The organism is Pantoea sp. BL1, assembly GCF_000963985.1.
GTDB classification, from domain to species: domain Bacteria; phylum Pseudomonadota; class Gammaproteobacteria; order Enterobacterales; family Enterobacteriaceae; genus Pantoea; species Pantoea rwandensis_B.
Map to the genome: position 1 here is coordinate 71670 of NZ_JZRH01000010.1, position 23044 is coordinate 94713.

A 23044-nucleotide genomic window follows, 5' to 3' on the forward strand; every position below is an offset into this window, starting at 1 on the left:
GATTTATGTACGCCTGGGTAACACTTCTGACGCAGCCGGACTATTTTATCGGCGTAAAAGCGCTGCACCGATCGCTAAAACGCAGCGAAACGAAATGGCCGTTAATTGTCATGGTCACCGATGCAATTGATATCGAAACGCGTGAAGCCTTACAGGAATTAGGATGTGTGATTCACCCGGTTGAGCCGTTGATGCCCAGCGCCGACCTGGAACAGCACTACGCTTCTGCTCAATTCGGCGAAGTGTGGAGCAAGCTGCGGGCCTGGGAACTGACCGGCTGCGAGCGCGTGGTGTTTCTCGACGCGGATATGCTGGTGCTGCGTAATATGGATGAGCTGTTTACGCTGGATCTGGGCGATCACGCTTTGGCCGCCTGCCATGCCTGCCGCTGCAATCCCAACAAGATCGCCAGTTATCCTGCCAGCTGGCAACCGGAGAACTGTCACTATACGTGGCAGGATCGCGGTGAGCCGGCACCGGCTAGCCTTGACCGTTATCTGAATGGCGGCTTTTTGGTGCTTGAACCGAATGAAGAGGTGTTTAACTGGCTACAGCAAAAAGTTGCGGCCATCACGGATTTACGCCGCTATACGTTCTCAGAACAAGATTTGCTTAATGAGGTGTTTGAGCATCGCTGGCTGCCGCTGCCATATATCTACAACGCGCTGAAAACGCTGCCGTTCCAGCACAGTGCGATGTGGCAAGAGGATGAAGTGAAGAATCTGCACTTTATTCTGGCTAAGCCATGGAAACGCGACCTCAACCAACCCGAAAGCGAGCGCGACCGTTACTATGCGCTGGATAAGCTGTGGTGGGAGTTAGGGGTCAATTAACATTATCGCCTCAGAAATGCCTGAGGCATGCGGCTCACAAATACGGGCCTCAGCAATAATGCGGAGGCCCGTATTTGCCAACAGTTTACTCGCGAGTTTTGGCAATACGTTCTAGTGCCACCTGAGCCAGAAAACCTGAACGGGTTTTAAATTCCGGATGGGTAGCGACACAACGGTCAATCCGGTCAATTAACAGCTTCGGCAGAGTGACATTAATCTTCTCTGAACCACCTAAAATGCGTGTGACATCTACTTCTACCAACACCCAAACATAACCTGTATAGGCGGGATCTTTCATCACGCTTTTTAACTCTGAAACCGCGGGAATATCCTGCTCCAACTCAACCATCAATTCCAAATGACCAATAATGGCTTCTCTCGCGTTTTTTACCGCTTCTTCCAGCGTATCTCCGGCTGAAAAGCAGCCAGGTAAATCAGGAACCGTGACACCAAACGCCGTGCTTTCATCACCCGCTTCAATCGCAATCGGATAGAACATAAGGAATACCTCTCTCAGTTTAATGGACTGCAAGTCCGGCCTGTTTGCGGATGCTTTTTACCGTCTTAATCGGCAGATCTTTTTTGGGGTGCGGAATCGTTACCAGACCTTTCTTGGTGGGATGCACAAAATGATGATGGCTGCCGTTAATCCGAATCAGCTCCCAACCATCGGCCTTGATCTCAGCCATTAATGACCTGCTATCCATGTCCATTCTCTGCTTCGTCCTGAAAGCAGAAAGATAACTCCAATAACCCTAAATTGCAATATTCGGGGTTGCCAGAGTTATCTTTTAATTTAAGTGAGATTGATTTACTGATTAAGGTGATGGTTAAGAAAAGGCACACTTCAAAAAGTGCGCCTTTTAAGGTTTAACGCCAGCCCAGCTCAGGTGCCACATGGGTCAGGATGCTTTCCATCACATGTGCACAGTAATCCACGCCCAGCTGGTTCGGGATAGTGAGCAGCAGCGTATCCGCTTCGGCAATGCCCTCATCCTGCGCCAGCTGTTTAATCAGCAGCTCTGGCTCTGCGGCATAGCTACGACCAAAGATGGCACGGGTTTTCTCATCAAGGAAGCCCACAGAGTCTTGATCCTGGCCACTGCGACCAAAGTAAGCACGGTCGATATCGTTGGTCAGCGCAAAGATACTGCGGCTCACTGAAACACGCGGTTCACGTTGGTGCCCAGCTGCTTTCCAGGCTTCACGGTAAGCGCGAATCTGTTTCGCCTGCTGGATGTGGAACGGTTCGCCGGTTTCATCATCCTTCAGTGTGGAGCTTTGCAGATTCATCCCCTGCTGTGCTGCCCAAACTGATGTCGCGTTTGAGCCGGAGCCCCACCAGATACGCTCACGCAGGCCTTCTGAGAACGGCTCCAGACGCAGCAGGCCCGGCGGATTTGGGAACATCGGCTGCGGATTCGGTTTGGCAAAACCTTCACCGCGCAGCACTTCCAGCAGTTCCTCAGTATGGCGACGTCCCATATCGGCATCAGTTTCGCCCTCTTTCGGGTTAAAACCAAAGTAACGATAGCCTTCGATCACCTGCTCCGGAGAGCCGCGACTCAAACCCAACTGCAAGCGTCCGTTAGAAATCAGATCTGCCGCACCGGCATCTTCCGCCATATACAGCGGGTTCTCATAGCGCATATCGATCACGCCAGTACCTATTTCAATGCGGTTGGTTTTGGCACCGACTGCCGCCAACAGTGGGAAAGGCGAGCTTAACTGTCGCGCAAAGTGGTGGACGCGATAGTAGGCGCCATCTGCGCCCAGCTCTTCTGCCGCCACGGCTAAATCAATGGATTGCAGTAAAACATCCTGAGCGGAACGGGTCGCTGACTGCGATGACGGGGTCCAGTGACCAAAGGACAAGAAGCCAATCTTTTTCATAGTGAAATTCTCCAGGGGGGCGCACTGGCCCGCACGTGATGCATTACGTTTCGATGGAGAAAGGTTACGCCACGCAAGAGGTGACTGATAGCCAATAGTTTTCGCGCGCTTCATCAACTTTTTTGCATAAGTCATAAAAACACGGTCTTTGTGTTTATCACGGTGATCAATCATCGTGCGCAGAATTTTCCCGGTTTTGCAGGTTTAGGGTATCCGCATGGCAAACGACTATATCAACGCACAGCAGCGCGAAGTGGTGCATCAACTGGGCCGCAGCTGGCTGTGGCGCAGTGAACTGCCCACCTGGGCTTTGATGGTGACGGTGTACGGCGGCTGGTTCGCCTGCGTGATTTTCTGGCAAACGCTGGGACTGTTAGTGACTACCCTGCTGCTGATCGTGTTGACCACCTGGTACATGTCGCTACAACATGAGCTGATCCATGGACATCCCACGCGCTTCCCACGCCTCAATCAGTTGTTCGGCACCCTGCCGCTGGCGGTGTGGTATCCCTATGGGCTATATCGTGATTCGCATCTGGCCCATCACCGTAATCACACCCTGACCGAACCGGATGACGACCCGGAAACCTATTACCTGTCACCGGAACGCTGGGCGCAGCTCAAACCGTGGCAACAGCGCGTGATTCATTTACGCAATACCTTTCCCGGTCGTTTGCTGTTAGCACCGTTGCTGGATATCGTGGCTACGCTGAAAATGATGCTGCTGGCGCGGGACCGTGCCGCGGTTTCAATGTGGGTAATTCATTTGACGCTGCTGGCTGGGCTTTTTTACTGGATGCAACAGCAAGGATTGTCGCCGCTGTGGTTTGTGGTTGCGGTCAGTTATCCAGCGCTGGCGCTGACGAAAGTACGCTCCTTTTACGAGCATCGCGCAGAAGAGGCCCCACTGGCACGTTCCGTTAACAACGAAGCCGCGTGGCCGTGGCGTTTGCTATTTCTGAATCTCAACTATCATTCTGTACATCACGATCTGCCCGGTTTGCCATGGTACGGCCTGCGCAAAGTCTATTTGCTGTATCGCGACGGCTACCATCAGCGCAATCACGGTTTCCGCGTCGCCGGTTATGGCGAGTGGTTGCTGCGCTTCTGGCGCAAACCGGTCGATGTAAACGCCCATCCGGGAACGAACAAGGATGCACAGCATGCCAATCATTTCATTGCCAATGTACGACATCCATCATCCGACGACGCTTGGCCTGACCACAGCGCTAACGACGCTGTTGACCCAACGCGGCGTGCTGGCTGAGGTTGAGTGGCACACCGATCTCTTACCCCACTGGCGCGATGATAATGTGCTGTTGAGCCAGACCTGCGGCTATCCGCTGGTCGCTTTGCTGCCTGATGTGCAACTGGTTGGGGCATTTCAATCCAGCGCACAGGGTTGCGAGGGATTACGCTATCGCAGTTGGTTGGTGGCGCGTAAGGAGGATGAGAATCTCACTTTGCGTGATTTTCGCGGTCGCCGCGCGGTGTGCAACAGCGAGGATTCGCACTCAGGCTATAACTCACTGCGCTATGTGATCGCCCCACTGGCTCGCGCTGGCACGTTCTTTAGTACGACGCTGCTGAGTGGCAGTCATCGTCAGTCTTTGACCGCGCTGCGTGAACAGCGTGCGGATATTGCGGCGATCGATTGCATCACCTGGGCACTGCTGCGTGCTCACCATCCTGAAGAACTGGCCGGGTTAGAGATCATCGGCGAAACCCCGCTGTGCGCCGCTCTGCCACTGATCACCTCCGCGAAAACAGACGCCGCCACCCTTGAGCATTTGCGCAGCGCCCTGACCGAACTCACTACGGATAAGAAGTATCAGCCGTCGCTGGCACAGAGTCTGATCGGCGGTTTTGCTGTGCCAGAACGCGCATTCTACGATGAGGTGCAAGCGTGGGAAGATCAGGCAGCGGAATACGGTGTGACGGCGTTGTGATAGGAGGGTTAGCGGCGAGATGTGTTGTCTTTCTGCCAGGTGAGCTGCGGTTAAATGATGCGCGATAAATCGCGCCGCTACGGGTTTTGCGGCGCTTTGACAAAGTAATACGCCATTTGCTGACGGCGCATTAACAGAGTAATACGCCGCGTGCTGGCGGCGCTTTAACAGAGTTTTACGCCACGTGCTGACGACGCTTTAACAGAGTTTTACGCCACGTGCTGACGACGCTTTAACAGAGTTTTACGCCACATGCTGTCGGCGCATTAATAGAGTATTACGCCACGTGCTGGCGGCGCTTTAACAGAGTTTTACGCCACGTGCTGACGACGCTGATCGGCAAATTGGTTTGCTGGCTCGGCTAAGCCCAGGTTCGCACGCAAGGTTTCCCCTTCATACTCGGTGCGGTAAATACCGCGCGCCTGCAGCAGCGGGATCACCTGTTCAACAAAATCATCAAAGGCATTCGGTGTGCCGCCGCGTACGATAAATCCGTCGGTTGCACCTGCAAGGAACCACTGCGCTAATCCGTCTGCCACCTGATGTGCAGTGCCGAGGAAACTCGGACGCGGAGTGGCTTCCTCTAGCGCGGCCTGACGCAAGGTTAAACCGCGCTCGCGCGCATTCTGCTTAATCTTATCGGTGGTGCTGCGGAAGCTGTTTGCGCCGAGATCGCCAATCTCCGGGAAGGGTTCATCCAACGCATATTGGCTGAAGTCATGGTGTTCAAAATAACGGCCCAAATACTCCAGTGCTTTATCGATGGTCACCAACTCGGCGGTTTGCTGGTAACGCTGCTCAGCTTCCTGTTCGGTGTTACCAATGATCACACTGATGCCCTGGAACACACGAATATCATCGGCATCACGGCCGCGCGCCACTAAGCGACGGCGCACGTCTTCACGGAATTCTCGTGCCTCTTCAAGCGTCTCCTGGCGGGTGTATATCGCATCCGCTGCTTCTGCCGCAAAAGCTTTCCCCGCTCCAGAAGCACCCGCCTGGAACACAATCGGGCGTCCCTGCGGTGAGCGGCCAACGTTTAATGGCCCTTGCACGGCAAAGTATTTCCCCTTGTGATTCAGGGTGTGCAGTTTGTCTGCATCAAAGAACTGCCCGCTGGCTTTGTCGCGCACAAAAGCACCTTCTTCCCACGAGTCCCACAACCCTTTCACCACCTGAAGATATTCGCTGGCCACACGGTAGCGCTCATCGTGCTCAGGGTGCGTCGCACGGGAAAAGTTTTTCGCTGAACCTTCCAGCGGCGAGGTCACCACATTCCAGCCCGTGCGCCCATGGCTGAGGTGATCGAGGCTGGCAAACTGACGTGCTACGGTAAACGGCTCGCTATACGAGGTGGAAAGTGTCGCCACTAAGCCGATGTTTTTCGTCACCAGCGATAACGCCGATAGCAGCGTTATTGGCTCAAAGCGGTTAAGGAAATGCGGGATCGACTGGGGTGTAATGTACAAGCCATCGGCAACGAATAGAAAATCGATCTTTGCCTGTTCGGCTTTGCGCGCCAGATCCAGCACGTAATCCACATTGATGCTGGCATCCGCCACCGCGTCAGGATGGCGCCATGCGGACATATTGCCGGATACACCCTGGATGATGGCGCCTAACCGCAGCTGGCGTTGTGTCTGACTCATGTCGTGCTCCTCTTATACGTGTGCGGGCTGCCAGTCAGGGATGACCGGCAGCGCCTGAAGTAGTTTTTGTGTCCACGGATGCTGTGGGGCGGCAAAGACTTGCGTTAGCGCCCCGCTTTCGACGATTTGACCGTTTTGCATCACCAGCACGCGATCCGCCAGATGCTGGATCACGCCAAGGTCGTGAGAGATAAACAGCAGTGCGGTGCCATGCTCGGCCTGCATCTCTGCCAGCAGATCCAGCACCTGTGCCTGCACCGACACATCCAATGCGCTGACAGGTTCATCCGCCACTAACAGTGCCGGATTGGGGGCGAAGGCGCGGGCAATCGCCACACGTTGTCGTTGCCCACCTGACAGCTGCTGTGGATAGCGCTGCAGGAAGCGATCGCCAAGCTGCACTTCATCCAGCAATTGCCGCACTCGCTGACGTCGTGCGTCGCCATAAATCCCCACGCTGTCGAGACTTTCACCGATGATTTTCTCGACCGTGTAGCGTGGATCGAAAGAGCTGAACGGGTCCTGCGCGATCAGTTGTAAGCGAGCACGACGTGCGCGACGGGCTTTCTCTGGCAGGCGGTCCCAGCGTTCGCCTTCAAGTTGCAGCGTGCCACTGTCGGGTTCGGTTAAGCCCATCACCACTTTCACTAACGAGGTTTTGCCCGATCCAGATTCTCCGACCACACCCAAAGTTTCCCCGGCATGCAGTGTGAAATTGATGTTGTTCAGCACCTGCCGATCGCCATAGGCTTTATTCAGGTTAATACCCTGCAGCAACGGTGCATGACCCGGCTGTGGACGTGGCGGCAGCGGCGTGGGTTCTGCGGCACTGAGGCGCAACCCACGGGTGGCCGGTGTGGGCACCGCGCGCAAAAGGCGTTGCGTCCAGGCATGCTGCGGGCGCTGCAGCAGCGGGCCACTCTCACCCTGCTCCACCACTTCACCATCGCGCATCACCAGCACACGATCCGCCAGCTCAGCCACCACCGCCAGGTCGTGGCTGATCAGCAGCAGGCCATGACCCTCGCGACGGCGTTGTGCCAGCAGCTGCAAAATCTGACGCTGCACGGTCATATCCAGCGCGGTGGTGGGTTCGTCAGCAATCAAGAGCATCGGACTGCCCGCCAATGCCGTGGCAATCAACGCGCGCTGGCGCTGGCCACCGGAGAGTTGGTGCGGATAGCGCGCCAGGCGACTCTCGGCATCATGAATACCTGCCGCTTTCAGCAGGGACAGACTCTTCTCCTCAATCCCTTCACGATGCCCAGCGGCATTCAGTGCATCGCTCAGCTGTTGTCCAATCCGGCGCAACGGATCGAGTGAAACCAGCGCATCCTGCAATACATAGCCAATGCACCGACCGCGCAGTGCGCGCCAGTCAGCTCGGTTAGCCTTGCGCATATCGCGACCATCAATCATGAAGCGGTCTGCACTGATCTCCGCCCCCTCGGGCAACAGGCCAAGCAAACTGCGTGCGGTCAGGGTTTTACCCGATCCAGATTCCCCTACCAGCGCCACCGATTCACCTGGCCATACCTGTAGGTTGAGATTTTTCACCACCTGCTGTGGGCCAAAGCGAATGCTGAGATTTTGAATATCAATAAATGGCTGGTTCATGCGCTTCTCCCTTCAAAACGGGCCTGCCAATAGCGGCCCAGCGTATTCACCGCAATCACCGTCAGGGTGATAAACACCCCCGGCCATACGGCAATCCACCAGGCATTGCGCAGATAGTTACGCCCTTCCGCTAGCATCAAGCCCCATTCAGCAGTCGGCGGTTGCGGCCCCATGCCGAGAAAGCTCAACCCGGCGGTGCCGATAATGGCAGTGCCGAGACCCAACGTGGCCAAGGCCGGCACTTGCGCGATGGCATGTGGCAAAATATGGCGAGTGATCAAAGTGAAGCGTGACAAGCCAAATGTGCGCGCCTGCTCGACGTAGCCAGAGGTCATCACCGTATAAGTTTGTGCACGCACCACGCGGGCAAAACGCGGCACCGACGCCACACCAAGTGCAATGATCAGGTTATTGGTGCCCGGTCCGGTAAAGGCGATCAGCATCAGTGCCAGCAGCAGATCCGGAAAGGCGGAGATCACGTCCACCGCACGGCTTAACAGCTCATCGATCACACCACGCGCCAGCGCGGCAAGCAGACCCAGTAAGGTGCCAAACACCACCGCCAGGGCCATGGCGGCTACGCTGATCAACAGCGAATAGCGGCTACCGTAAATGACGCGAGTCAGCAGATCGCGTCCAAGCTGATCGGTGCCCAGCCAATGTGTGGCGGAAGGTGGCAACTGGGCATTGACCGGATCGGCTAACAGCGGATCGCTGTGGGTGAGCACACCTGGTGCTATTACCGCGATGGCGAGTAAAACCAGGTAAAGCAGTGCCAGCCAGACAGCGCTGGGCAATGTGGTCGGTAGCCTTTGCAATGCGGCAATCATGATTTGTTCTCCCCACGCAGACGCGGGTCGATCCACAACGACAGGATATCGACCAGCGTACTCATCACCACGTAGATCAGCGCCGAGAGAATCGCCACCGCCAGCACCACGGGCAGGTCTTTGGCTAACACGGCATCAACGGTCAGCTTGCCGAGGCCTGGGCGACCAAACACCTGTTCCGTGATCACCGCGCCGCTCAGCAAGCCCCCCACCAGCCAGCCGGTTAAGGTCACCGCGGGTAACGCAGCATGGCGCAGTGCATGGCGCAAACGTATGGTGGTTTCCCCCACGCCCCAGGCGCGCAGTGTCAGTGTGAACGGGGCATCCAAAGCGCGCTCCAGTTCACGTCGCAGCAGCTGTGCAACCACCGCACCTTGTGCCAGTCCCAGCGCCAGCGCGGGCAACACCAGCGAAGATAACGATCGATCGCCAGCCACCGGGAACCAGCGCAGCGTGAAGCTGAAAATAAACAGCAATACGATGCCCATCCAGAAAGAAGGCGTGGACGCCAGCAGTAGCTCAACGCTGTTGGCAACACGGCGCCCGATACGGCGATGTGCCGTTCCCACAGCAACGGCCACGGCGAAAATAATGCTCACCAGCAGTGCCGCCAGCGTGAGCTTGATGGTCGGCCACAGCTGGGTCGCCAGCAGATGGCTGACTTCTGTGTTGAGCATGTAGGAACGGCCAAAATCGCCGTGCAGTACTCGCCACAGGTAGTGCAGATACTGCCACCACAGCGGCTCGTTCAGCCCCCATTCGGCTCGGATCGCCGCTTCAATCGCCGGGGTGCGTACCTGCTCACCAATCAGCAGGCTGACGATATCACCGGGTGCTAAATGCACACCGAGGAAGGCCAGTGAGACGGCGGCCCACAGCACCAGTACACCTCCCAGCAAGCGGCCGATGATGCGGCGCGACAGTTCACCGCGCCAGAGGGCCGGCTTACGCGGTCGTGGTGCGCGGGTTACGATGCTTTCCAGACTCATCTTCGCCTCCTGATTAATGGTCACTTAGCCAGATGTCGTAAGCGTTCTCCGGCATCTGCTTATAACTGCGGAAACCTACACCGTGCACATAGCGGGCTGCCGCAATCTGGTCTTCCGGTTCATACAACGGAATCGCCAAAGCCTGCTGCGCCAATGCGTAGTGCTGCAGCTGGCTGTAGAACTTGCGGCGTTGGTTGATATCCAGGGTGGCGGCAGCCTGATCGAGCCAGCCATTGATTTCCGGACTATTTACCCGGCTGTAGTTGATCGCCCCGCCGGCATTGACCGGGCGATAGTGGTTTTCAATGTCGATACCGTCGGTTTCGGTATTTGAGTTAGCGATAGATCCGAAGTGGCCGCTTTTCCGCACCTCGGCATAGGTGCCGGAATCGACATAACGCAGTTTGATTTCGACGCCGAGACGTTGACGCGCCTGTGCCTGAATCGCCTGTAGCAACACATCACGCTGATCGCGCACCGTGGCCTGCGCCTGAATCACTTCGATGCTCAGGCGCTGGCCCGCTTTGGTGCGGAAACCATCACTATCACGGGTTTGCCATCCCGCTTCATCGAGCAGTTTATTGGCCGCCGTCGGGTTGTTGCCGTACTGCCCTTCCAGATCGTTGTTATAGAGCGGATCCACGGGTGAGGTGATGCCCCATGCGCGGGTGCGCTCACCGCGATACACCGACTTCAGCAACGGATCGATATCCAACCCTTGTAGCAGCGCCTGACGCACCTTCATATCCTGCGTAGGGCCATACTCCACATTGAGAAATAACGAATAGGGTGTACCGGTGTTGAGGGCGTGCTGGTAGGTGAAATCCGCACTGTCTTTAAACTCGCTGGCATCATTCCCCGAGATGCCTTCAATCACATCCAACTGACCGGAAAGCAACGCGCCGGTACGTACCGAGGATTCTGGCAGGAAGCGGTACGTCACCCGTTCCAGATATGCCGGACCTTGGTGATGTGCAGTCGCCGGAGCCCAGTTGTAGTGTGGATTGCGCACCAGCGTGAGCTGCTGCCCCTTTTCGTAGCTTTCGATGATAAACGGCCCGGTCCCGGCGATATCTTTACCGCCCGCTTTGAGCTGTGAGGAGTGCCAGCTAGCGGGAGCCAGAATCTGCAGCTTGGCGGCAAACGAGAGGAATGGCGCATAACCCTCTTTTAGGGTGATCACCACGGTGTCGTTATCGGGTGTCTCAACGCTGGCAATGCGTGCGCTCAAAGCGCAGATGCTGGTTCCGGCGCAGTATTTTGGATCCTGAACCTGGCGGAAGTTCTCCGCCACTGCACGGCTATTCAGTTTCTCACCGTTCGAGAAAGTGACGTCAGGACGCAGCGTGAATCGATAGGTTTTTGCGTCCGGGCTGACTTCGTAACCCGTCGCCAGCCAGGGTACAAAACTGCCATCGGTGCGGCGCGCCAGCAGTGATTCCCACACATTACGCAGCGTGACTTCCGCTTTTGACTGACCATTTAACTGCGGGTTTAACGGCGCCGGTTCAGTTTCCACGCCATAGGTGAGTGAACCGCCGCTGCGCGGTTGTTCTGCGGCCAACGTCGCCGTGGTGATCAGCAGGCACGCCAGCCCCAGTGCGAGCGTGATTGAATTCGCTTTCATAATGTCCCTGTTATTTTAACTGCGGTAAATCAGGCAATATTGGCGATGGGCTGCGGGTGGAACTCCTTTTTCAGGAACACCAGCGCTTCGCCCAACGCATTGGTACGATGATAGAAAGGCTGATAGCCACGACGCAGATAAAGCTCGCTCAACCACGGATGTTTGGTGGCCGTCGCCAGATAAACACCCGGTGCTTTCAGTGTCTGTTTCAGCAGTGTGTCTTCGGCGTAGCTGATGATTTCACGGCCATAGCCCTGCCCCTTGTAATCGGGGTCCACGGCAAACCAGTGGATAAACGGCAAAGAGGAAGGCGCATCCGTTTCTTGCTGCCATGGAAAACGAACCGTCACGGTCGCCACCGCCCGCTTCCATTTGCGTAGCACCAATACGGTTTCCTGTTCAATGACACGACGCACTTGCTCCACGTTGCCCTGCGAGATGGTGAAATGCACATCCAGCGCCACCAGCGAGGCGTACGCCCGTTGTAACAGGGCAAATATTTCTTCGGCATCGTCGGGAGTTGCGACCTGAATAGATTGGCTCATCTGCGAGTTTCCTGAATTAATCTTCAGGGAATTATTGAAATCCGGGGAATTAAAGTAAAACGAGAATAGTGGCAATCGATTTGTTAATTGTGGGAAATAACACCCTCGATTATTCGGCATGCAGCATAGCGGCAAAATTTATCGCGCGCCGATGAGCATTAAAGCTGCTTTTCATACACGCGCAATAAATCATGCCGCTACAAATCGTTTTTATGGATCAGTGTTTGCTTAACCACACATCGTAAACGCTTTCCGGCATCTGTTTATAACTGCGGAACCCATAACCGTGCACATAGCTGGCGGTGGCCAATTGATCTTCCGGTTCGTACAGCGGAACCGCTAAGGCTAGCTGCGGCAGTGCGCGCTGTTGCAGTTCACTGTAGAACTGACGGCGCTGTTGCAAGTCCAGCGTTGCGGCCGCCTTATCCAGCAATGTATTGATACTGGTATCGTTGACGCGACTGTAGTTAATCGCACCCCCCTGGGCTATCGGCCGATAGTGATTCTCAATATCTACGCCATCGGTCGGCGTGTTGGAATTAGCAATGGTGCCGAATTTGCCGCTTTTTCGCACGTCCGCGTAGGTTCCAGAATCCACGTAGTTGAGTTTAAGATCGATGCCTAAACGTTGACGCGCCTGAGCCTGAATCGCCTGTAACAACACGTCTCGCTGGTCACGCACCGTGGCCTGTGCCTGAATCAGTTCAATGCGCAGGCGTTCGCCATTTTTAGTGCGGAAGCCTTCGCTGTCACGGGTTTGCCAGCCCGCTTCATCCAGCAGCTTGTTAGCAGCATCCGGGCTATTGCCGTATTTCCCTTCTAATTCATTGTTATACAGCGGATCAATTGGCGAAGTAATGCCCCAAGCGCGCGTGCGTTCACCGCGATACACTGATTTCAGCAGCGGGTCGATTTCCAGCCCCTGCAACAGTGCCTGACGCACTTTCACATCCTGGGTCGGACCGTATTCGACGTTGAGGAACAGCGAGTACGGCGTACCGGTATTGAGCGCGTGCTGGTAGGTGAAATCGCTGTTGTCTTTGAACTCACCGGCATCGTTGCCGGAAATCCCTTCAATGGCATCCACCTGGCCAGACAATAGCGCGCCAGTTCGCACCGAGGATTCTGGCAGGAAGCGATAGGTCACACGGTCAAGATAAGCCGGCCCCTGATGCTTAGCGGTGGCTGGTGCCCAGTGGTATTTTGGGTTCTTGACGAAGGTTACCTGCTGGCCCTTCTCATAACTTTGCAGAATAAACGGCCCGGTGCCCGCAATCTCTGGACCGCCGGATTTCAACTGCGATGATTTCCAACTGGATGGAGAGAGGATTTGCAGCCCAGCGGCGAAGGAGAGGAACGGCGAATAAACCTCTTTCAGCGTGATCACCAGCGTATGATCGTCTGGTGTTTCAATCTTGTCGATGTGCGATCCCATCAGGCACAGACTGGTGCCGGCGCAGTATTGCGCCACCTGAGTTTGACGGAAGTTTTCAGCCACCGCGTTTGCATCCAATTTTTCACCGTTGGAGAAGGTGACATCGCGGCGCAGGTTAAAGCGAAAAGTTTTGCTATCCTCGCTGACCTGATAGCTTTCGGCCAACCAGGGCACAAAGCTGCCGTCAGGACGGCGTGCCAACAGCGATTCCCAGAAGTTACGCAGTGTGATTTCGGCTTTGTCCTGACCGTTCAGCTGCGGGTTAAAAGTGGTGGGTTCGGTTTCTACGCCCACCGTCAAACTGCCACCGGTCACCGGTTTATCGGCGGCAACAACGTGAGGTGCACCGCCGAGCAAACTGAGGCCCAGTGCCAGAGAAATTGCATTTATTTTCATATTATCCTTGGTGATAGCAGGTGTTATTTTTAATCAGTCCGATTTCGGTCTGTTTTTAATTTCCGCTAAATTATTAAAATCCGGATAAATAAATGTAAAACGACAATAGTGGCAAAGGTTGTGATGAAATGATTTAAGGCGGGAAATAAAACCGTAAAGTCGCTATTTATACCGATCTGCAATCCGGCGCTGTCATGCGTACTTTACGAGTCATGATCTGAAAGGGCGTTAAGTGGCGGCTTCCCTGCCGCCGATAAAATTACTCCGCACGCGCCGCAATAATTCCCTCGGCCACATTGCGTGGTGCTTCAGCGTAATGCGCAAACTCCATACTGTAAGTGGCACGGCCCTGCGACATGGATCGCAGCGTGGTGGCGTAGCCAAACATCTCCGATAACGGCACTTCCGCACGAATGATACGAGCGCCAAAGCGTTCGTCCATGCCTTGCAGCGTACCGCGACGTGAGGACAGATCGCCCATCACCCCACCGGCATACTCTTCTGGCGTCTCCACTTCCACCTGCATCACCGGCTCAAGGATCACCGGGTCAGCCTGTTTTGCCGCGGCTTTGAAACCGAAAATCGCCGCCATGCGGAACGCCATTTCCGAGGAGTCGACGTCATGATACGAACCAAAGGTCAGCGTAGCTTTAAGGTCTACCACCGGATAACCCGCCAGTACGCCGCTGTTCAGCGCTTCACGAATCCCCTTCTCCACCGAAGGAATAAACTCGCGTGGCACAACGCCGCCTTTGGTGGCATCTTCAAAGGCAAAACCGGCGCCTGCTGGCTGCGGCTCCAGCGTCAGCACCACATGACCATACTGCCCTTTACCGCCCGACTGACGCACAAACTTGCCTTCCACATCGCGCACCGTCTTACGAATGGTTTCGCGATAGGTGACCTGTGGCCGACCAATGTTGGCTTCCACACCGAATTCACGCTTCATGCGATCAACGATGATCTCCAGATGCAACTCACCCATACCGGAGATAATCGTCTGCCCCGACTCTTCATCGGTGTGCAGGCGGAATGACGGATCTTCTGCGGCCAAACGCTGCAACGCCAGCCCCATTTTCTCCTGATCTGCCTTGGTTTTCGGCTCAATCGATAGCGAAATCACCGGGTCCGGGAACTCCATACGTTCCAGCGTGATCATCGCATTGGGATCGCACAGCGTTTCGCCCGTCGTCACCTCTTTCAAACCGACACAGGCGGCTATATCACCCGCACGAATCTCCTCGATTTCGATGCGATCGTTAGCCTGCATCTGCACGATACGTCCGATGCGCTCCTTACGCCCTTTCACCGCATTCCACACGCTGTCGCCTTTGCGCAGCACGCCTGAATAGACGCGGACAAAGGTCAGTTGGCCCACATAGGGATCGCTCATCAGTTTGAAGGCCAGCGCCGAGAACGGTTCATCGTCATCAGCATGGCGTTCATCGTGTTCGCCTTTTTCGTTCACACCGGCAACCGGCGGCACGTCCAGCGGTGAAGGCATCAGCTCAATCACGGCATCAAGCATGCGCTGCACACCTTTGTTTTTGAACGCGCTACCACACAGCATCGGCTGGATCTCGCCAATCAGCGTACGCTGGCGTAAGCCCGCGATGACCTCTTCTTCGCTGAGATCACCCTGCTCCAGATAGCGATCCATCAACGCTTCACTGGCTTCCGCCGCAGCGGCCACCATATTCTCACGCCATTCGGCAGCCAGCGCCTGCAACTCATCAGGGATCGGCGCATAGCTGAACGTCATGCCCTGGCTGGCGTCATCCCAATAGATGGCGCGCATCTTGTTGAGATCCACCACGCCTGCGAAGTGCTCTTCCGCACCAATCGGAATCACAATCGGCACCGGGTTGGCATGCAGACGATCTTTCATCATCTGTACCACGCGGAAGAAGTCCGCGCCCTGGCGGTCCATTTTGTTAACGAAAGCAATGCGTGGCACATGATACTTGTTGGCCTGGCGCCACACGGTTTCCGACTGTGGCTGCACGCCACCTACAGCGTCATATACCATGACGGCGCCATCCAGCACGCGCATGGATCGCTCCACTTCGATGGTGAAATCCACGTGTCCGGGCGTGTCGATGATGTTGATGCGGTGCGGCGTGAAGCTGCCATCCATTCCCGGCCAATAGCAGCTCACTGCCGCCGAGGTGATGGTAATGCCGCGCTCCTGCTCCTGCGCCATCCAGTCGGTGGTTGCCGCGCCATCGTGCACTTCACCTAACTTGTGGCTCATTCCGGTATAAAACAGGATGCGCTCCGTTGTGGTGGTTTTGCCGGCATCGATGTGCGCGGAGATGCCGATATTGCGATAACGTTCGATAGGTAGGGGTCGGGGCATGATGCGTCCTTAGTCTGTTCGACTGGAAAAGTGGGCGGGCACCATTGCCCGCCGCTGCGCAACAGCATAGACCTATTGTACGAGTAAATACGAACAGTTTGAGCCTTTTTTAGCCATCGAAAAAATCTTGCAATAGATTCAGCATTTACGGGCTGGCAAGCTTATCCCAGGCGATTTATGGTAAAGGTCTCACTCTCAACGGGAAATCTAACCATGCGCATTCTGGTTGTCGGCGCCGGAGCCACCGGCGGGTATTTCGGTGCACGTCTGGCGCAAGCAGGACGTGATGTGACTTTTCTGGTGCGCGAGCGCCGTTTTCAGCAACTGCAGCAAAACGGTCTGGTGCTAAAAACGCCGGGCGGCACAGAAGTGATTCAGCCGCAGCTGGCGCAAACCGGCAAGCTGACAGGCCAGTTTGATCTGATCATTCTGACGGTGAAAAGCTTCGGGCTCGATCAGGCTATCGCGGATATCGCACCCGCCGTCGGGCCAGAAACCCTGATCATGCCGATCCTCAACGGCATGCGGCATATCGATACGCTGCGCGCTCGCTTTGGCGACAAGGTGATTGGCGGCCTGTGCAAAATCAACGCCACGCTGGGTGAACAAGGTGAAGTGGTGCAGATGACGCCACTGCATATTCTCTACTACGGTGCACTCGATGGGCACAATGATGCACGTCTGCAACGTGTCGATGAGACGCTGAACATCGCGCAATTCGATACGGTCTTTGCTGACAACATCATCAGCGAATTGTGGGAGAAGTGGCTGCTGCTAAGCACCCTAGGGGCGGTGTGCTGCATCGCGCGGGGTAATACCCAGCAGGTGTTGCGGTCTCAAGGTGGTGAAGCCTTATTGCAGGGGATTTTTACTGAAGTGCTTTCAGTGCTTGGTGCTGACGGCTATCAGGAACGGCCAGCGGTCACGGCAAAGATCTATGAGACGCTGAATAATCCTCAGGTGGCGATGACCTCTTCAATGTATCGCGATTTAACCCAGGGTTATGAGATTGAGGCGGATCAGGTGATTGGTGATCTGCTGGTGCGAGGCGCACGCAGTGGCGTGGTGACGCCGTTGTTGAATGCGGTGTATGTGAATTTGCAGGTGTATTTACAGAATCGCAGCGCATAGTTGCGCCACGTTAACCGCTGTGGTTTTCGGGCCAGGTGCGCATAAAAGCGCACCTTTGCGCGGTTTGTAAGGTCGCTGTTGCTGGTGACCTGATGGTTAACATCCGTCGTACAACATGCACACCCTACGGGGATTGTTGGGCCACTGTGGGTGGTGGCCTGATGTTTAAAGACGCGACTGCACGCCTTTGAGTTGCATCAAGCGCTGCCAGCCTGCTTCAACTTCATCCGGGATATCCACATGCCCGAGGAAACCTTTGCCGCGCGGACCGTAGCCGTTTTCATCATCGCGCAGGCGCTGGATTTCACCCATCAGCAGGGAGAGAAAACGCTCCATCGACCACAATCCTTGCGGCGGCGCACCGATAATGCGCAGCATACCGGCATCCATCATCACCTGCGGAACAAACACCGGCCAGCTGATAAATTCAGGCGCATCGGTTCGGTCGCGCCACTGGTAGCGGAAGGTTTCCCAGGTGCGTCGCTGCATCAGTGGATCCTGCACCAGCAGCACATGCTGCGGCTGCCACTTCTGCTCATCCAGCAGTTTTTGGCTGAAGGCGGCATTCTCACCACAGTTGCGTGAGGCGGTTTCCAGCAGCAGCTGATCGTCCGGCAGTGCGGCAAAAACCCGCGCCATGTCGCCCAGCAACTCTGCTTCGCTTTTGCCTTGGGTAGAAATCTGACGATAAAGCGGATGATTAGCGATCATCTCCGCCAGTAGCACCGTGGAATGACCGATACCGCCGCTGATCATCAGAGGCAGCTGATACTTCTTCGCCAGCGCAATCACACCTTCAACGTTGGGCAGTACCGCGTGACCGGCAAGAATTGCCAAATCAACCTCGAGCGTGCCATCTGTCGGCATGTGGTCAAGCGCCAGCCAGGCCGCAAGCGTATTGATATCCTGAATCTGTTGGCTATTGAGCTGCATCGCGTTCTCCTCGCATTAACACTGGCAGTGTAGCGGCTTAACTCCGCGACAGCAGAGAAAAATTTGCTACACTCGCCGCTATCAGATTCAGGAGAGTTTATGACTGCGCGTTCCGTTACCCTCGATGATGTCGCTGCACTGGCGGGGGTTTCCTACCAGACCGTTTCCCGTGTGCTCAACCATTCCGTGCAGGTTTCGCCACGCACGCGCGCCAAAGTCGAAGCCGCGATGCAACAGCTGAACTATGTGCCCAACCGCGTGGCACAGCAGCTGGCAGGAAAAGCCACGCGCACGCTGGGGCTGGCAACCAGCGATCTGGCATTGATGGCCCCGGCACAGATTGCCTCTGCGATCCATGAACGTGCCGCCGCACAGGGTTACCATCTGGTGATCGCCATGGCGAATACGGCCGGAAATGCCCAGGACACGGTGAATGAACTGCTGGCGCAGCGCGTTGATGCGCTACTCATCAACCTGCCGCTCGATGCTGAACAGGCGGCACAGGTGCAGCAGCAGTGCGGCAGCAAGCCTGTGCTGTTTCTCGATGTTGAACAACATGCTGCTGTCAGCCAGTGCCAGTATCAGAGTGAATCGGGTGCGCAGCAGGCAGTAGAGCATCTCATCGCGCTGGGCCACCAGCAGATTGGCGTGCTGAATGGGCCTGAGAGTTCGGCTTCGGCGCGGGCGCGCTTCACTGCATGGCAACGGGCGTTATCGTCACACCAGTTGCAGCCGATATGCGTACTGCATGGCGACTGGAGCGCGGCATCCGGATATCAGGCGCTTTTGCAGTTGCTGCCGGATCGCCTGCCACAGGCCCTGCTGGTGGCGAACGATCAGATGGCGCTTGGGGCGATGCGTGCACTGCACCAACACGGCGTGAAGATTCCTGGGGAGATGTCGATTATTGGTTATGACGACACTGCCGAGAGCGCATGGTATCAGCCGCCGCTCACCACCGTGCGTCAGGATTTGCAGCAGTTGGGTGCGGTATCTGTGGACCGCTTGTTGGCGGAACTGGCCGGAGAAGCGGTACAGCCTCTGCCGCTGGTAACCGAGCTGGTATTGCGCGAAACAACAGCTGCGCCGATGCAAGACGATGTGGATATGGCGGAGATCGCCGTTCAGTTGCAGGCATTAGCGCGACAATTAAAACCCAAAGCCTGATCAGGTTAAAGCAGCACAGGCTAATACGCATGCCACGGCAGGCAATGCGTGGCGGAAGCCGTTACGCTGCAAAAAATTTGGGACCTTACGGTCCCAACATTTTTACTGCGGCTTTGGTTCACCCATCGCTTTCAACTTCTTCGACAGCTCGCGACGCTCTTTCGACAAGTCAGCATTTTTGATGATGTACTCATCGACGCGGTCTTCATAGTCCACACGCATGGATGCAATGATTTCCTGAATCGCCTCAACGCTCATGCCTGGTTTGATGTACTCGCTCAGGTTGTCCAGCAGCAACACACGTTTCTGGTTATCACGGACTTTCTTCTCGTTATCCACGATTTCGCGCTGCAGTTTGTTTTTACGACGAAACATACGTACAAACTCCAGCACGTCCTGAAATGATTGCTTGGCATTTTCCATGTTGGCACCTTTCTTTGAGCCTGCCGCGGCAGGCGGAATAGTCATACACCCTAGATAGTTCAAGGCGCAGGAAGGCAGCAAATGTACACATCCCCGCGAGCTTACATCAGTAAGCGACCGGGGTGTGTGAATGTAGCTAACGCACCTGCGTCTTGAAGTATGACGGGTGAGCTACAGCTTAGCGGCTTGCTAGCTGAGTTCGCAATTTTCACAGCTAATTTCGGACTGGCACTTATCTTAGCGCAAAGAAAGGGTGATTCACATTAAGTCATTGCCTGAGAAAACTATTTGCGCAGTGCCAGACGGACCAGGTCCGTAATACGCTCCAGTTGACGCGCCTGTTCCAGACTCAACCACACGTAGCCATAGATCGCCGTGGTCTCTAAGCGCCCGCTGCGGTTGGCAATCAACTGCTCCAGCTCCTGGGTGATCTCTTCCAACTCATGGCTGTTGGCGATCACGCCTTCCGTCTCCCCTTTCACCATCAATGTGGCCAGCGCGTTCAACGTGTCTTCAGTCATTTTCTGACTGCGGCGCAGCGTCGGGGCATTGAGCAGCAACAGGTGACTCTCACGTGATGACCACCATGCATCAATTTGCATCTGCATCGTGTTAACCATATTACGGTTGATGGTCTGAATCGCTTCAAACACCGATTTAGGAATACGCGTCTCTTTGCTGGCCGGTTCCAGCAGCGCGCGCATCTTAATGACGCTGGTCAGCTGTTTCTGGAAGGGTTTGTTTAGTCGGGGTTTTTCCAGCAGGTTAGCGGAAAAGCCGGTGTGATGCAGTTTCGCCATCGCCAGAAATGAATCGGACAGCTGAATCCGCCAGTGTGTGTAGGCGCGCTGAGCGAGAATCGCACTAAACAGCAGCGCCATAATCGAACCTAGGATCACATCGCCGCCACGCCACAGCGCCACGGTGAAGTCACCGGCCGGTGCACCCACCACCACGCCGAGCGTGATACCAATCAACAGCGCCATATAAGGGTGCTTACCCAGCGTCAGATAGCCGCAAATAATCATCACCACGAAGCACCATGACAACATCATCGGCAGTGAGATCAGCTCCAGTTTCAGAGCAATCAAACCCGATGCCAGCCCGGCAAAAGTGCCGCTGATACGTTGGATCACACGCGGAAACACATTGCCCCAGGTCGAGATCGGCCCCATCACCACCACCAGGGTGATCAGCGGCCAGGTTCCTTCCGGAATATCCGTCAAACGCACAAACAGAAAACAGAGCACGAAGGCAATAGCGATGCGCACGCCGTGCACAGCGCGATAGTGGCGGTAGAACCAGAACTCAATGGCAGAGATGGGTTTGTCGGCGCGTAACATGGTGGTCCGGAAACGATAAAAATTTGCGCGCTATGTTACCCTGGCACGGCAGGAACATTGAGTGCTGCGCAGCACTATTTCCGCTCTTTTTTTACGATTCAACAAGTGCGCTACATCTTATTTTCTCTTATGAAACATTGAGGTAACGCACTGATGATATTAGTCGGCTGAACGCACTGGAATGTACATGTCCACCAGCCAGTCGCCACTGTCGGAGCCGTCGGACAGGTAGTGTTCGAAGCAAGGGCGGTTATCCACCTGCCAGTCGGTTTGCGTCTTGAGGTGATCAAACAGGCTGTGCCAGGCGGTGAAGAAATCGTTATTCATCACTTCCATGCGCGCATGAAAATATGGCCCACCGGGCAGCAACCCTTGTTCGATGTCGTCGCCATAGGAGGGCACCGCATCTGCAGGCGCGGTGATCACCGTTTCAACCCGCAGTTCTTCCGGCGGCAGAACTTCAGGATTGCCATAATAGATGGCCAGCCACTCGCCTGTCATGCCATGCTGCTCGACCCAGCTTTTAAGCTGGTTAAACCCACGCGGCACGGTTTCCTGCCACGGTCCCTGTAGATGGTAGCCCAGCCAGCTTTGAGGATTGCGTTCAACGATAGATGCTTTCATACCTTTGCCTCCGTTCAGCAGCAGAAAGCTTCACTGTTTTACTCCCATGCTGTTGTGCCATGGGAGTGACTCAGCTATCCGCTGCGGATTACAATTTCTGTTTTACGTAGTCACTGATACGCGTGATGATGCCGGCTTTATCCACACCTTGTAAGGCATACAGCGGATAGCTCGCCAACTGCTTATCTTTATCCATCACCTGGATCTCACCCACCTGCTCACCGGCTTTCAGCGGTGCTTCCAGGTCTTTACGCTCAATCACATATTTCGCCATGACGTTTGAAACTTCGGTGCGCGGCAGAGACAGATAAACATCCTGAGTGGTGCCGACATCCACTTTGTGCGGATTGCCGTACCAGACGTTTTCGGTGCCGATTTTCTTACCTGCATGGAACAGTTGCACGGTATCGAAGTTGTTCTGGCCCCACACCAGCAATTTACGCGCCTGCTCTTCACGCCCTTTCGAGCTCTTACCGCCCATGATCACCGCAATCAGGCGATGACGACCAACAATGTTTGACGCGATGATGTTGAAACCTGCCGTTTCAGTATGGCCTGTTTTCATGCCATCAACGTGAAGGTTTTGATCCCATAACAAACCGTTACGGTTATTTTGCGTAATCCCGTTCCAGCTCAGGGTTTTCTCCGCGTACATGGCGTAGAAATCCTGCTCACCATTGATGATGGCACGCGACAGCACCGCCAAATCACGCGCGGTGGTGTGCTGGCCGGGTGCATCCAGGCCGTGCACGGTTTCAAAATGGGTATGCGTCAGACCGAGCTTTTGTACATAGTTGTTCATCATATTGACGAAGCTGTCCTGACTGCCCGCCACATAATCCGCCAGCGCCACACAGGCGTCGTTGCCGGAGTCGATGATTACGCCACGCATCAGATCGCGAACCGTCACTTTGTCGCCGGGCTTGAGGAACATCAGTGAGGAGCCTTTGAACACCGGATTACCGGCAGCCCAGGCATCCTTACCGACAGTGACCACATCATCACGGGTGATTTTTTTCTGATCAACCGCGCGATCCACCACGTAGCCGGTCATCAGCTTGGTGAGGCTGGCCGGGTTACGCTCTTCATCGGGATTGCCGGCAGTGAGGATCTGGCCCGTGGTGGCGTCCATTAACACCCACGAAGCCGCATCGATCGGCGGAGGTGTCATTGGGAATGGCATGCTGTCATCAGCGTGTGCCAGTGATGCCCAAACAATCATTCCAGATACAGTTACCAGCAGACGCCTTTTCAACACTTCTTCCTCAAATCAAAAAATGAATTTACCGCCGCACGTTTTA

The 23044-nt window shown here is 55.4% G+C and carries 21 protein-coding genes; 5 read left to right on the top strand and 16 right to left on the bottom strand.

Features of this window, described 5'->3' with window-relative positions:
- Positions 1–5: 5 nt before the first annotated feature.
- Entirely contained in the window at positions 6–833 is an 828-nt protein-coding gene (locus tag VH86_RS06325) for a glycosyltransferase family 8 protein (RefSeq protein WP_045832278.1), read from the top strand.
- Between the two features lie 85 nt (positions 834–918).
- Here VH86_RS06325 and VH86_RS06330 read toward each other — a convergent pair whose 3' ends face one another.
- The 3 genes from VH86_RS06330 to VH86_RS06340 form a co-directional block, all read right to left on the bottom strand.
- Entirely contained in the window at positions 919–1332 is a 414-nt protein-coding gene (locus VH86_RS06330; protein WP_045832279.1) for a type II toxin-antitoxin system HicB family antitoxin, read from the bottom strand.
- Positions 1333–1351: 19 nt separating this feature from the next.
- Complete coding sequence (locus VH86_RS06335; protein ID WP_034824653.1) at positions 1352–1540, bottom strand: type II toxin-antitoxin system HicA family toxin; 189 nt, start codon at positions 1538–1540, stop codon at positions 1352–1354.
- A gap of 163 nt (positions 1541–1703) precedes the next feature.
- Positions 1704–2726: an LLM class flavin-dependent oxidoreductase gene (locus tag VH86_RS06340; protein WP_045815195.1), complete on the bottom strand. Its 1023-nt coding sequence runs from the start codon at positions 2724–2726 to the stop codon at positions 1704–1706.
- 217 nt (positions 2727–2943) lie between these two features.
- Between VH86_RS06340 and VH86_RS06345 the strand changes: the two genes are divergently transcribed.
- Together VH86_RS06345 and VH86_RS06350 are read left to right on the top strand one after the other, a co-directional pair.
- Positions 2944–3993 (top strand): fatty acid desaturase, encoded by a 1050-nt coding sequence (locus VH86_RS06345; RefSeq protein WP_045832280.1) that lies wholly within the window; start codon positions 2944–2946, stop codon positions 3991–3993.
- A complete protein-coding gene (locus tag VH86_RS06350; RefSeq protein WP_369800313.1) occupies positions 3890–4675 on the top strand; it encodes a phosphate/phosphite/phosphonate ABC transporter substrate-binding protein in 786 nt (261 codons plus the stop codon). The genes VH86_RS06345 and VH86_RS06350 overlap by 104 nt, the downstream gene beginning before the upstream one ends.
- Before the next feature lie 311 nt (positions 4676–4986).
- Here VH86_RS06350 and VH86_RS06355 read toward each other — a convergent pair whose 3' ends face one another.
- From VH86_RS06355 to fusA, 8 genes are all read right to left on the bottom strand, one after another.
- Complete coding sequence (locus tag VH86_RS06355; protein WP_045832281.1) at positions 4987–6324, bottom strand: LLM class flavin-dependent oxidoreductase; 1338 nt, start codon at positions 6322–6324, stop codon at positions 4987–4989.
- Between the two features lie 12 nt (positions 6325–6336).
- On the bottom strand, positions 6337–7941 hold the full coding sequence (locus VH86_RS06360; RefSeq protein ID WP_045832282.1) for an ABC transporter ATP-binding protein: 1605 nt from the start codon (positions 7939–7941) through the stop codon (positions 6337–6339).
- Entirely contained in the window at positions 7938–8771 is an 834-nt protein-coding gene (locus tag VH86_RS06365; RefSeq protein WP_045832283.1) for an ABC transporter permease, read from the bottom strand. The genes VH86_RS06360 and VH86_RS06365 overlap by 4 nt, the downstream gene beginning before the upstream one ends.
- Positions 8768–9760 (bottom strand): ABC transporter permease, encoded by a 993-nt coding sequence (locus VH86_RS06370; protein WP_038646076.1) that lies wholly within the window; start codon positions 9758–9760, stop codon positions 8768–8770. Before VH86_RS06370 ends, VH86_RS06365 begins: the two co-directional genes overlap by 4 nt.
- A 13-nt stretch (positions 9761–9773) precedes the next feature.
- Positions 9774–11387, bottom strand: a complete 1614-nt coding sequence (locus VH86_RS06375; RefSeq protein WP_045832284.1) for an ABC transporter substrate-binding protein — start codon at positions 11385–11387, stop codon at positions 9774–9776.
- 29 nt (positions 11388–11416) lie between these two features.
- Positions 11417–11932 carry a GNAT family N-acetyltransferase gene (locus VH86_RS06380; protein ID WP_038646074.1) on the bottom strand — a complete coding sequence of 172 codons (516 nt, stop codon included), beginning with the start codon at positions 11930–11932 and terminating at the stop codon, positions 11417–11419.
- Between the two features lie 217 nt (positions 11933–12149).
- Positions 12150–13763, bottom strand: coding sequence for an ABC transporter substrate-binding protein (locus VH86_RS06385; protein WP_045832285.1), 1614 nt, complete (start codon positions 13761–13763; stop codon positions 12150–12152).
- Positions 13764–14022: 259 nt separating this feature from the next.
- Positions 14023–16122, bottom strand: a complete 2100-nt coding sequence (gene fusA, locus VH86_RS06390; RefSeq protein WP_045832286.1) for an elongation factor G — start codon at positions 16120–16122, stop codon at positions 14023–14025.
- 213 nt (positions 16123–16335) lie between these two features.
- Here fusA and VH86_RS06395 point away from each other — a divergent pair, with 213 nt between their 5' ends.
- The gene (locus VH86_RS06395; protein ID WP_045815203.1) at positions 16336–17253 is read left to right on the top strand and encodes a ketopantoate reductase family protein; all 918 of its coding nucleotides are present in this window, start codon (positions 16336–16338) and stop codon (positions 17251–17253) included.
- Positions 17254–17418: 165 nt separating this feature from the next.
- Here the strand turns inward: VH86_RS06395 and VH86_RS06400 are convergent, their stop codons facing one another.
- Positions 17419–18186, bottom strand: a complete 768-nt coding sequence (locus VH86_RS06400; protein ID WP_045832287.1) for a YdcF family protein — start codon at positions 18184–18186, stop codon at positions 17419–17421.
- A gap of 99 nt (positions 18187–18285) precedes the next feature.
- Between VH86_RS06400 and VH86_RS06405 the strand changes: the two genes are divergently transcribed.
- Positions 18286–19353, top strand: a complete 1068-nt coding sequence (locus VH86_RS06405; protein ID WP_045832288.1) for a LacI family DNA-binding transcriptional regulator — start codon at positions 18286–18288, stop codon at positions 19351–19353.
- A 102-nt stretch (positions 19354–19455) separates the two neighbouring features.
- Here VH86_RS06405 and tmaR read toward each other — a convergent pair whose 3' ends face one another.
- From tmaR to dacD, 4 genes are all read right to left on the bottom strand, one after another.
- A complete protein-coding gene (tmaR, locus tag VH86_RS06410) occupies positions 19456–19776 on the bottom strand; it encodes a PTS system regulator TmaR (protein ID WP_034824689.1) in 321 nt (106 codons plus the stop codon).
- 284 nt (positions 19777–20060) lie between these two features.
- Positions 20061–21119 carry an FUSC family protein gene (locus VH86_RS06415; RefSeq protein WP_034824691.1) on the bottom strand — a complete coding sequence of 353 codons (1059 nt, stop codon included), beginning with the start codon at positions 21117–21119 and terminating at the stop codon, positions 20061–20063.
- A 159-nt stretch (positions 21120–21278) separates the two neighbouring features.
- Positions 21279–21743: a GyrI-like domain-containing protein gene (locus VH86_RS06420; RefSeq protein ID WP_045832289.1), complete on the bottom strand. Its 465-nt coding sequence runs from the start codon at positions 21741–21743 to the stop codon at positions 21279–21281.
- Between the two features lie 88 nt (positions 21744–21831).
- Complete coding sequence (gene dacD / locus VH86_RS06425) at positions 21832–22998, bottom strand: serine-type D-Ala-D-Ala carboxypeptidase DacD (protein ID WP_197079587.1); 1167 nt, start codon at positions 22996–22998, stop codon at positions 21832–21834.
- Between the last annotated feature and the right edge of the window lie 46 nt (positions 22999–23044).